The following is an 11,448-nucleotide window of genomic DNA, read 5'->3' as shown; positions in this document are numbered from 1 at the left end:
ACAACAACCTTAGCAAAAAGACCCCGAAGGAGTTTATTAATCAGCTATCAGATTTACCACAAAAACAAGGTAAACCAATGACTATCTTTGAATATCAAAAACCGTAACCAAAACGGTCAACTCTTATCAGGGAAGGTCAGGGTTTTGACCACGAACCATAAACTATGGACCATGAGCAATTAACCGTGAACTGTGAACAGAAATTCGTACACAGTTGCATGTTTGTAAAGGGCTTTGCTAAGAGTTAACTAAGAACTTAGAACCCAACACTAAGAACTATCAAAGGATTGCCTGACGGACACGAATCAACTTCGTGAGCAGGTCGCTCAATCGATCCAAGGGCAACATATTAGCCGCATCGCTTTTTGCGTTAGCCAGATCGTCGTGAGTTTCCAGGAATATTCCGTCTGCACCGGCCGCAATGGCTGCTTTTCCAATTGTCTCGATCAATTGAGGTCGGCCACCGGTTACTCCTGAGTTTTGGTTCGGCTGCTGCAAGCTGTGTGTGATGTCCATAACGACGGGGTACCCGAGACCCTGCATTTGCGGGATCGCTCTGGGGTCAACTACCAAGTCTTGATATCCGAATGAGGTTCCACGGTCGGTCAGCATCACTTTATCATTTCCCGAATCAACGGCTTTTTGGGCGGCAAAACGCATCGCATCGGGTGAGAGGAACTGACCTTTTTTTATATTGAGGAATTTACCTGTTTCGGCTCCGGCGACTACGATATCCGTTTGACGGCATAGGAAGGCAGGGATTTGAAGAATATCAACATACTCAGCGGCCATACCGGCTTCACTTGCGCTGTGATAGTCCGTTACCGTGGGGACATCGAATGTCTCCCCCACTTTTCGCAGGATCTTCAGAGCTTTTTCATCACCGATCCCTGTAAATGAATCGATCCGTGATCGGTTGGCCTTTCGGTATGACCCTTTGAAAACATACGGAATACCTAAATCCTCAGTGATGCGAACCACTTTTTCTGCGATGCACATGGCCACATCTTCGCCTTCAATGGCGCAAGGACCGGCCAACAAGAAGAAGTTGTTCTTGTCGGTGTTCTTTATTCTGGGAATTCGATCGATCATTTTACCAAGTTTTTCTGATTCCAAGGCCTAGATGAATACCGTAGCTCTGTTGAGGAGCGACCCAAGAATTCAGGTTTCCGGCTTGTAAAAGTACTGTGAATCCAGAAAATCGTGCTCTGTAATCGAGTGAAACTCCGAGGCGATTATAACCTCCGTAGTGGATCGTAGGACTTAGCCTGTGGATTTCCCCTAATTGTACATCGTAGGCCGCATAGATCAAGGGGAGGTTGAATACTCGATATCGATACTGGGCTCCCAAACGGAGTCTAGATGTCTCGGAAAGTGGTTTAATGGCTTCGAATCGAAGTAAAAAGGGTGTTATACCTATTCGCGACCCTTGATCTCCCGAAAAATATGCTTGTCCTAAGCTATAGATGGATCGCTCGAAGAAGTTGTCTTGAATATCGAATAAGTTATCGATGTACAGTCCTTCATAGGTATAATTCGTATCGACATCGATGGAATAGGAGTTAGGGTTCCAGCGTATGAATCCGAGATTCTCAACGGCCATGATGAAGGTCCAGTCGTTTCCGCGGTAGGTAGCTGTAAAGCCCGTACCAATTCCGAGGCCATTAATGCTATTGGGGCCGCTAGTAGTATCGCTCAGACTTCCGGTAGCTGCAGTCGAAAGTGCAATGTATTCACCTGAACTCGGCGTAAACCAGTTGAGCCGCTCAGCTTGAAATCGCTGTTCTTGCATACCCAAGAGAACTGCCGCGGTGATATCATAACTCCATTTTTCGGTGTCGAACCCCCAGCTGTAGAACGCCTCTAGATATTTGATCCGCCACCAAGCGGTGGGTGAGAGGTCGAGTGTGTCGTCAGCAAAAGGAGCGTTTCCGTAAAGCGCCAGTCGCAGCAGGTTTTCTGAATAATTGACCGCCCGAATGCTGTTGTAGTGAATTCCGAATGTTCTTCTTTGGGCCCTGGCATTGCTCAGCCGGTAACCGTAGTTGAATTCAAATAGGTCGTTAAGAGCACTTTGATTGTTGTCTTTTGCTTTTGATAAGAAGAGCTCTTTGTCTTGGTCGTCTAAGTAGTCATCGAACAAAAAGCTGCGTTGAGCGGCAAAGGGGATCGAAGCAGAGCCGAGGGCATAGGCATACGAAACATCGACGAACCGGTCAGCTTCCCGGTTGAGTTGCCATGGACCGGACTGAATGATTTGTCCGCCCGAGAGGGCGGGAACGAACAGAATAAGAATAAGGAAGATGCGCATCAATTATTAAGCCTGTAGGTGAAATCACCGATGAGTTTGAGATCGATCTTATAATCCGAATAGATTTTGACCAGGTTTGGTTGTGAGGTGGTATTGAACTTAGCCTGATATCGTACTGAATGGGCCTCTTGGAAGAGATCGATCCGTTCTTTGGATAGCGGGATTACGATTTCGGACCGTAGTGGTGCCTCTACCCGGAGATCGGAATTCAGCTGAGGGGCGGCAACAATCTCTTGAGCAATGACCGTCTCGATCACATTCCAGTCCATATCGAGTAAGGTCATATCTATTACCGTTTCGAAAGGCATGCCGTTTTCGACCAGAAGTCGAATTTCCCCGCCTTGGATTTGATCCCACTCAGGTCCTGTAGCCAAGTTGAAGTCGGCAGTATCGACCAAGGTCAGATCCTCGGCATGAAGATTCATGGGCACTTCGAGATTCAAAAAGGCCTCAAAGGGATGATCGTAATAAATGAATCCAACGTGCGGACCGTTTGGGTTTATGATCGTTCGACCTTCAAATGAGATTCTATCCGGGAGATTTGATAAGAACTCATTGATATTTGAATTGTCTTCGTTGAGCTCCAGGTCTCCCAAGCTGGGCGATATAACTCCGTTCGATTCCTGAGCCGGTGCTACCTGAATACTGTTTCCGGCCACGGAAAGATCCAGCATTACGCTTTGATTCGTTCTGGAGTTGGTTCCGGTGATTTGGTCGAGTTGAAATTGAGCTCCGGCTCCAACTGGATTTACAAGCTCTAATGTGGCCGTAGTTTGATCCAATGTCAAGAACCCTGAAACCAGCTTCGATAAACCGATGAGTTCGGTTTGCTCAGGACCGACGGCTACGGTATCCTCACCCAGATTACCCAAAGCATAGTCAATGATCAATTCAGAAAGGGCCAATTCTACTGTTAAACTGTCTTCCAGTGATAATTCGATGATCAGCCCGGTAGAGTCGATTCGACCAAGAATAATGTGGTAGAAAGTGTTAAAAAGGTCGTGATTCTTTCCCGTGAGGTCCATCTCAATTCCTGTGAAATCGTAGGTATTCACAACGGTAGAAACACTACCATTTGGGGCAACTGGTATGGCTTCGGCAAAGGAGAATGGTATTCCATTTAAGTCGGATTCGGGAATTATGTATTCAAATTCGACACTGTCGTTAATGGTTGACGAAATTGTCATTTGTATTTCGCCAGAGCGCATTCTACCATAGGTGAGTTCTAACCCTTCTGACCCTTCCAGAAAAACCTCAGATGTGTCATTAATGATGTTTTGCTCTGGCCAAATAGTCGTAGCACTGAAGGGTTTAAGGTCCCGAATGGTCAGTGTTATCGAAAGTGCATTTGAAGTATCGATGAGCACACTTTGTCCATTGGACCCTGGGCTTGAAAGGCCGTATATTTCGACCAAGAGGTCGCTGTCGATCGTTTTTCCCGCCAAAGAAGTCGTGCTTGTAACCGTAGCTCCGGCGGCAATATAATCGAGCGTATCCTGGATGAGCACTTGCCCCGAAAGATTGTTAATGATACCAAAGCCAAAGTCTTCCACATCTATAGGAAGGCCGTTTTGAATCTTCATCTCCAGCACTCCATCTACTAAGGAGATCGACTCAAAGTAATCACTTGCATCAATGGGAGCACTAGTTCCAAGCACCCCGCCTAAGTAAGGTACCACCATGGTATTGCCGTTTTGGGCAATGATCAAGGCTCCTACGAATCCTGCGTTATTCGCTATTTGACCGAGGCTTATGCTTGCCGGAATTGCGATATCCTCAAGTTCCAAAGAATCGAGGCTCAAGTATTCGTAATGAGTGTATGAAAATGGGTCCATGATGTCAGAAAGCCCATAGGACGCCAGGGGAGTTCGATAGACGAAGATCAAAGAGGAATCACCTGCAATGGTCAAATTACTATCACCTGCAATATCGCCAAAATCGAGGTCGGAGGTCAGTATTGGAGCAAGTAGGTCAACATCCCAATCGGCAGTTTCGAGGTCGTTCCTACACGAACTGAGAATGACGAGAAGTAGAAGTGAGAATCGAAGTAGTAGCTTCATGATGTGCGAAAGTACAAAATGGTCGTATATAGTTACTACGTTCAAAATGAAGGTAAAGTCAGGAATAAAAATCGGAAATTACTAAATTCACCCCAGGTCATGAGACGAAGTATCCCGGTTAGAAAACCATGAGAAAACTAATGTTTGCAGCCGCCGCGCTGCTGATCTTGCATTCCTGTAAGCAGGATCAACTTGATTTAAATCAAGAGATATCGCTGTCCCCGGCGGTGATAGTTCCTATTGCTACGCTGAATATGAATCTCGAGGATTGGGCCGGAGACGGCATCGAAACCGATTCCACAGGGGCATTGAAAGTCGTCTTTTCCGACACATCCATCATCGATCCTATTTGTAGTGGGTGACTACATTGATATTCCCGACGGTGAGGGATACGATGATGCTTATTTTCCGTTGTTAAACCCTGAGATCGGTGGTTTTACCGTTTCGGGATCATCTTCATTGGATATGGTTTCAATGAATTTCCCACCTTCAGACAGGGCGGCTCTGTTAGCGGCTGATGGTACCACAGCATCTTTTCCGGCGGTGGCCAACAGCTCGGGAGGTAATGGTTACAATTTGAGTATTCCAACCAATTTCGTCAGTGCCGACGCTTCGACGGTGACCTTTAATTTGAGCATAACGAATAATTGGCCAGTCGATCTGAACAATGTCGTTGTGAACATCGTAAGTGCTGGAAATACCCTAGCCGGTTTTACGTTCCCGACCGTTGCTTCAGGTGGAACTGGATTCGGAACGTTCACGGTGCCATCCTCGATGGATAATAGTTTCGAAGTAGACATCGTTTCGCTATCAACACCCGGTGCGAGTTTCGTTCCTATTGACCTTTCGGATGAGCTCGATTGGTCGCTCGAAGTTGAGGACCTTTTCGTATTCCAAAGAATGGGAGATGTAATCCAACAAACGTTGCTTGATAGTACGGCTGAAGTAGATTTCCAATTTGCCAATGGTGAGGAAATTTTGATCCTCGAGCTTTTTGACGGGGATCTCGAGTACAACCTCACGAGCACAATGGAGCGACCAACGGAGATCGTGGTACAATTCCTTGGTAGTTTTGATGTCAACGGGGATCCTCTAGAAGCCGTAATTCCTATTGCCGTAAATCAACCAAATACCGGATCCATCGATTTGAGCGGGGCGGAATTAAGAATGGACCAAGACCCCAGTCAGCCGCACAACAGACTTAGTCTGGGATTCCAGTTTAGGGGCGCAGCTTCTGACGGATCTGTGGTTAACATCGACACTTCTCAAACCGTTGAAGGAACCCTACTCTTCAATAATATGGAGTTCGAGTATATCGAAGGTTACTTCGGCGCTATAGAGGAGGACCTAAGCGGTACAAATGTTGAACTGAATATCGACTTCTTGGATCAGTTCACGGGAGACTTCCAAATCAACGACCCCATCGTTAAACTGATCACCACCAATGGAGTAGGAGCACCAATAAGAACGAATTTTGATATGGTCGGAATCAGTGCTTCGGGGAACTCCGTTCCGCTCAATATGCCGCCGTCAGATATTGTCTATCCGACCCTGGGGCAGGCTGGACAGAACATCGAAGGAGAGATCGTCATCGACAAGAACAATAGTAATGTCGTTGATTTTTTGTCCAATATTCCCGAGTCGATCGAAATTGATGGTACGGTTGATATTAATCCCGACGGTAATACGGGGAATAACTTCATTTTCAGGGAGTCCCTGTTGAAAGTTGGTCTTGAGGTCGATATTGGGCTGAACATCAGCGCCAACAACTTAGTCGTAGAGGATACGATCAATGCTACATTCTCAATCGATGAAGATTCTGGGCTGAATCCGGAAACAGTCACGCTGTATATAAATGTCGATAACGGCATTGGATTGGATGCGGTCGTTTCTCTCATCATGGAAGATGAAAATGGAGTAGCGATTGACTCTGTTCAAACACAGCTGCTCGAGGCCGCCCAGGTGGACGGCGATGGGTATGTCATTGCAAATACCTTTCGAGAGAATATAGTCGAGCTAGACGAAGCTCAAACAGATGCTTTTTTCAGTTCAGAGCGAATTTTGGTTCGAACCTCACTGAGTACCCCTCAAAACGGGAATCAGAACTACGTCATGCGAACAACGGACAATATGGCGATCTATTTGGCTATCGAATCAAAAGTTAAAATCCTGATCAATGAAAACTAAGAACATCAAACTCACAGGGTTGGCGATGATTACAGGATTGATCACGATGGCTCAACCAAACCAGACATGAACGAATTTTTACTCGGTTCCTCAATCAACCTTGATCAATCCGGCGCTAAGACCGGATGCGGAGGTAACTGTAGGATTACCAGGCATCTCAAGTGCAGGAGCCTTTTTTAATCAATCACTTTTCAGCCTGTCGCTGTTCGATAAGGACTCGGATTTTCAAACGGAGTTTGAAGGTCAAGTAGATGATTTGACGGTTGATGATTACATCCAAACAAGTGTCGATTATGACTTGCTGTTCGTTGGTTTTGGACTTGGCGAAACGGGGTACCTAACATTTGGCGCTTCGTACCGTATGGCCCAAGCCGGAAAAATAGCCCCGGACTTGTTTAAGTTTTTGGCATATGGAAATGCACCGTATGTCGGGACTACCTTGGATTGGTCGCCAACCGAAATACAAGGACACCACTATGCCTTTTATCATATTGGGTATAGCCATGCGTTCCTCGAAGAGCGTCTCCGCGTAGGTGCACGGGTGAAATTCATCAGCGGTTTAGGTGCCATTCAAACGGAGATTGATCAACTCAGTGTGTTGACAGAAACCTCAAGCCCGAACCCATACGTCGTGACCTTGATGGCTGGAGGAGCCATTAACATGGCGGGAATTCCAGACGACGATTTCTCCGCGGGTGATTTGGTGCGAAGTGGATACAACTTTTTCAAACTCAGGGGTAGGGCTCGATTTCGGTGCACAGTACTTCATTAACGACGAATGGAGCGTTACCGCGAGTATTCAGGATTTGGGCAACATCAATTGGTCTGAAACCGCTGAGAATTATGTTGTTCAGTCACGGAGTATAAACGTGACTGGAATAACCCAAGACCTATTCAATGAAGAAGATACCACAGGATTTGGCGATAAGTTGTCGAGCTACTTCGATTCTATCGGAGAGTTGTTGAACCCGGACACCACCTTTAATTCGTTTTCGACTTCATTGAATCGCAAGATCAATTTAGGAGTACAATGGAGGTTCCATCCAAAACACGAGGTCGGGCTGCAGTACTACAATGAAAATGCATTCGGAATCGGCATTCAGGCCTTTGGGGTTTCATACTACGGTGACCTAACCAATTGGTTTCAAGTTAAAGCACAGTACACCGCCTACAACCAAGGGTTCAATAACTTTGGTGTAGGTTTTGCTCTAGGGAGAACCTTCCAATGGCACTTTATGGCCGACTATATAGAGGGCCTCACCAATATTCAAAACGTTCAGGAATTTAACTTCAGAACTGGTTTCTCGCTCAATTTCGGATCTATATCCAACCCGAGAGTAAAGGAGCCGGTCGAATCACCGGTAGAAACTCCTATGCAGAACACTCCGGCCGAAGAATCACCTGAAGGTAACCCAGAAGGCGGATCAGAAGGTGGAGGCGGGGGTCTCGTTTACTACTACGACTGATCTCAGTAACCGTATTTGTTCTTCCAGCACTCCTGCAGAAATGTACGGAGCGCTTGTTCTCTGGTATTGTCGCCGGGCTCGTAAAAGGCGGTACCGCTCAGTTCGTCCGGAAGGAACTCCTGCTCGGCAAAGTTCCCGGAATGATCGTGACTATATTTGTATCCCTTACCGTAATCGAGATCCTTCATTAAACTAGTGGGAGCATTCCGTAAATGAAGAGGGACCGACAGGTTGCCGCTTTTTCCTACTTCTTCTTGAGCACGGCCTACGGCCAGATACGCTGCATTGCTCTTCGGAGAACTCGCTAGGTAGGTAACGCACTGAGCGAGTACGATTCGCGATTCCGGGTATCCAATAGTACTCACGGCCTGAAAGGTGCTATTCGCGATCACCAAAGCGGTCGGATTCGCATTTCCGATGTCTTCAGACGCTAAAATGATTAATCGGCGAGCGATGAACTTCAAGTCCTCACCCCCTTCAATCATTCGGGCCAGCCAATAAACTCCGGCATTGGGGTCCGATCCTCGAATGCTTTTGATGAATGCCGAGATGATATCGTAGTGTTGTTCTCCCGACTTGTCGTACATGGCGAGCTTTTCTTGGCTCTGGCCCAAAACGAATTCATTGGTTATCTCTATGGTGCTTCCTTCGGCTGAAACGACCACCAGCTCCAATGTGTTCAGTAATTTTCGCGCATCACCTCCTGATATTCTCAGTAGGGCTTCATCTTCGATCAAACGCACATCGTGCTGCCTTAGCCAAGAGTCCTTTTTAATGGCTCTGTCCAAAAGTTTGCGGAGTTCCTCGGCTGTGAACGGCTTTAACGTATATACTTGACAGCGCGACAAGAGCGCGGGAATCACTTCAAAGCTCGGGTTTTCAGTAGTTGCACCTACCAGAGTAATCACTCCTTTTTCCACTGCTCCAAGGAGCGAATCTTGTTGTGATTTACTGAACCGATGGATCTCGTCGATGAATACGATCGGGCGTCCTTTGTTGAACATACCGCCCTCACCGGCTTTTTTGATCACCTCGCGTACGTCTTTAACTCCTGCCGAAATGGCACTTAACCTGTAAAATGGTCGGTCGAGCTGCTGAGCGATGATCTCGGCCAAGGTGGTTTTACCGACCCCCGGCGGACCCCACAAAATGAAACTGGCAATGTTGCCTGAGCGTATCATTTTCCGTAGAACGCCGTCTGGGCCTACGAGTGCCGACTGACCCATGTATTCATCGAGGTTGGCCGGACGCATTCTTTCGGCCAGTGGGGACTCTGGACTTTGCACGGTTTTTGATACTGCACTCATGCCGGCCAAAATAGCCATTAATTCCTACTTTAACGACATGTCTGAACCTTCAAAATCAAAGATCGAACGTCCTGGACTAGTACATATTTTACCTCCGTTTTATTTGATGCTCGCGGCATGGGTCGCCTTTTATTTAGAATGGAGGTCAGGGCGGTCGTGGAGTACGTGGGGGCTATTTCCACGGACCTTGGAAGGCTTGGTCGGGGTGATCACCATGCCCTTTTTACATGCCGATATGGTTCACCTGATCAACAACTCGGTACCTTTGATCGTCCTGGGGTCGGTATTGAGATACTTCTATAAGAGTTTATTCTGGCTGGTGGTATTTACAAGTTGGCTCATTACTGGGCTCATAACTTGGGGAATAGCCAGAGAAGCGTATCACATTGGGGCTTCGGGACTCGTGTACGCGCTTGCGAGTTTTTTATTTTTCTCTGGAGCCTTCAGAAAGCACAGGCCACTAATGGCCGTTTCGTTTTTTGTGGTCTTTGTTTACGGGAGTATGGTTTGGGGTGTTTTACCAATAGAACCAACGGTTAGCTGGGAAGGGCATTTAAGTGGAGCCATTGCCGGGTTGTTCACTGCGGTCGCATACAGACACATCGGGCCGCAGGCCCCAAGAAAAGAAATAGAGGTGATTACAGAACCCACGAACCGCGAGATCTTTCTGGAAGAGCAAGCGATGCGATATCCGAGTCCGGAGGCGTATGGGCGTAAGTACTGGGAGGAGCACGCGCATCAGACACAACCTTTGAGGATCGTATATCAGTTTCAGCAACAGAAAATAAAAGAGGCTCCTCCTCTGGAGGAGCCCAGCGCATCTGAATCAATGGAGGGTCGCGATTAAATCCCTTCCAGTATGCCTACTATGCGTTGTTTTTGCTGATCGGGAGCAAGGTCATGAGCCTTGGTATAGTATTTCTGGGCCTTCTTTTTATCTCCCATGTTGAGGTAGCATTCGGCCAAGCTATCCCAAACATTCCAGCTTTCTTTATGCTCCTTCGTGTTTTGTAGAAAGATATCGAGAGCGCGGTCCTGCTTACCCAGTCCCATGAGCTGGTAACCATAGGTGTTCATCTGAGCCTCATTGGCCATGGCCAGAGCTTCCCTTTCGTTTCTGGCGGCGGACTCCGAATCGCCCATTTTTTCTTGAATCAAGGCTAGAGTTGCCAGATTTGCGAACTGCTTGTTCATAGCTACCGAACGCTCAGCCATGGTTTTTGCTCGTTCGAGATTCTGACCTTTTTGGAGGTAGAAGTTGGCGTATTGATTCAATGCTTGCCAGTTGAATCCGGCCAGACCTGTCAATTGATCTTGGAAGTCAGCTTCCATGGTGGCCGCAAGATCGACTTCGATCGGTATGGGCACCGTAGCATTGTCCCACATCAAGGCCAGTGTTACGTTATCGGCTCCTCGGTCGAGCACGACATAGCTCAACCATTCGGCATGACCATGCTTTTGTGGAGTTACGGTGATCCGAGCCGCATCCTGAGATTCGTCGTAAAAGTAACTTCCCCAGGCCTCGTGATCTTCGTTCAAAATGATGGTCCAATCGTTTTCGGTCGGAATCATATGCAGGCCATAGGTTCCGGGCATAACTTTTTTACCACCGACCATGACCTCCGTAGAAAAAGAGATCGTAGTGTTTTCATTAGCTCCGGCACGCCAGATTTGATCGTAGGGGACGATGTTTCCCCAGATCTCTCGATCCTGAACCGAGGGGGAGGAATAGTGAACCTCAACGGTCGTGACACCAACGGTAGTGGTGAGGCTCGCGGGCGGACTCACACGCGGGAATACCAATGGTTGTCCCTGACCGAAAAGCACAGCGGAGGACAATAGCATGAGCGCGATCGCGCTCAATGGTTTTGTAAAAACATTCATTTCATAACAGATTTAGTGAAACATCTTTTGTTGTAGCGATTTAGCACCTTTGCGTGCCGATGTTTCCTCTGCCAGTGGGTTTGGGAAACTCTAATATAAGCAAAAAAGGTGCTGTATTGAATCGCAAGTGAACGTGCGATTTTCTACATATAAACTCACACCCGTCCAAAACGTTTTTTGACGCACTAAACACCTGTTGAAAGTCAGGAGTTTAGCTCTTTCACTACCCCAAT

10 protein-coding genes are annotated in these 11,448 nt (G+C 47.2%); 5 read left to right on the top strand and 5 right to left on the bottom strand.

Translation table 11 applies throughout. From position 1 onward, the window contains the following. Positions 1–279 precede the first annotated feature (279 nt). The 3 genes from kdsA to J4F31_10785 are packed head-to-tail and all read right to left on the bottom strand — an operon-like array spanning position 280 to position 4,371. On the bottom strand, positions 280–1,092 hold the full coding sequence (kdsA, locus tag J4F31_10795) for a 3-deoxy-8-phosphooctulonate synthase (protein MCE2497045.1): 813 nt from the start codon (positions 1,090–1,092) through the stop codon (positions 280–282). A 1-nt stretch (position 1,093) separates the two neighbouring features. Continuing rightward, positions 1,094–2,311, bottom strand: a complete 1,218-nt coding sequence (locus J4F31_10790) for a hypothetical protein (GenBank protein MCE2497044.1) — start codon at positions 2,309–2,311, stop codon at positions 1,094–1,096. Then, the gene (locus J4F31_10785; GenBank protein MCE2497043.1) at positions 2,311–4,371 is read right to left on the bottom strand and encodes a hypothetical protein; all 2,061 of its coding nucleotides are present in this window, start codon (positions 4,369–4,371) and stop codon (positions 2,311–2,313) included. Before J4F31_10785 ends, J4F31_10790 begins: the two co-directional genes overlap by 1 nt. A gap of 128 nt (positions 4,372–4,499) precedes the next feature. Here J4F31_10785 and J4F31_10780 point away from each other — a divergent pair, with 128 nt between their 5' ends. From J4F31_10780 to J4F31_10765, 4 genes are all read left to right on the top strand, one after another. Beyond that, positions 4,500–4,733: a hypothetical protein gene (locus J4F31_10780; protein MCE2497042.1), complete on the top strand. Its 234-nt coding sequence runs from the start codon at positions 4,500–4,502 to the stop codon at positions 4,731–4,733. Continuing rightward, the gene (locus J4F31_10775; GenBank protein ID MCE2497041.1) at positions 4,726–6,558 is read left to right on the top strand and encodes a hypothetical protein; all 1,833 of its coding nucleotides are present in this window, start codon (positions 4,726–4,728) and stop codon (positions 6,556–6,558) included. Before J4F31_10780 ends, J4F31_10775 begins: the two co-directional genes overlap by 8 nt. Before the next feature lie 100 nt (positions 6,559–6,658). Beyond that, on the top strand, positions 6,659–7,330 hold the full coding sequence (locus J4F31_10770; GenBank protein MCE2497040.1) for a hypothetical protein: 672 nt from the start codon (positions 6,659–6,661) through the stop codon (positions 7,328–7,330). Continuing rightward, a complete protein-coding gene (locus J4F31_10765) occupies positions 7,269–8,024 on the top strand; it encodes a hypothetical protein (GenBank protein MCE2497039.1) in 756 nt (251 codons plus the stop codon). The genes J4F31_10770 and J4F31_10765 overlap by 62 nt, the downstream gene beginning before the upstream one ends. Before the next feature lie 2 nt (positions 8,025–8,026). Here the strand turns inward: J4F31_10765 and J4F31_10760 are convergent, their stop codons facing one another. Beyond that, positions 8,027–9,331, bottom strand: coding sequence for a replication-associated recombination protein A (locus J4F31_10760; GenBank protein MCE2497038.1), 1,305 nt, complete (start codon positions 9,329–9,331; stop codon positions 8,027–8,029). Positions 9,332–9,368: 37 nt separating this feature from the next. Here J4F31_10760 and J4F31_10755 point away from each other — a divergent pair, with 37 nt between their 5' ends. Further along, positions 9,369–10,178 carry a rhomboid family intramembrane serine protease gene (locus J4F31_10755; protein MCE2497037.1) on the top strand — a complete coding sequence of 270 codons (810 nt, stop codon included), beginning with the start codon at positions 9,369–9,371 and terminating at the stop codon, positions 10,176–10,178. Here J4F31_10755 and J4F31_10750 read toward each other — a convergent pair. Further along, a complete protein-coding gene (locus J4F31_10750; protein ID MCE2497036.1) occupies positions 10,175–11,215 on the bottom strand; it encodes a DUF2911 domain-containing protein in 1,041 nt (346 codons plus the stop codon). The two genes, J4F31_10755 and J4F31_10750, sit on opposite strands and share 4 nt — an antisense overlap. Between the last annotated feature and the right edge of the window lie 233 nt (positions 11,216–11,448).

This window comes from Flavobacteriales bacterium (assembly GCA_021296215.1).
Classification (GTDB): domain Bacteria; phylum Bacteroidota; class Bacteroidia; order Flavobacteriales; family ECT2AJA-044; genus ECT2AJA-044.
Note: the sequence above shows the minus strand (reverse complement) of the source record. Positions and strands in the feature narration are given on the sequence as shown.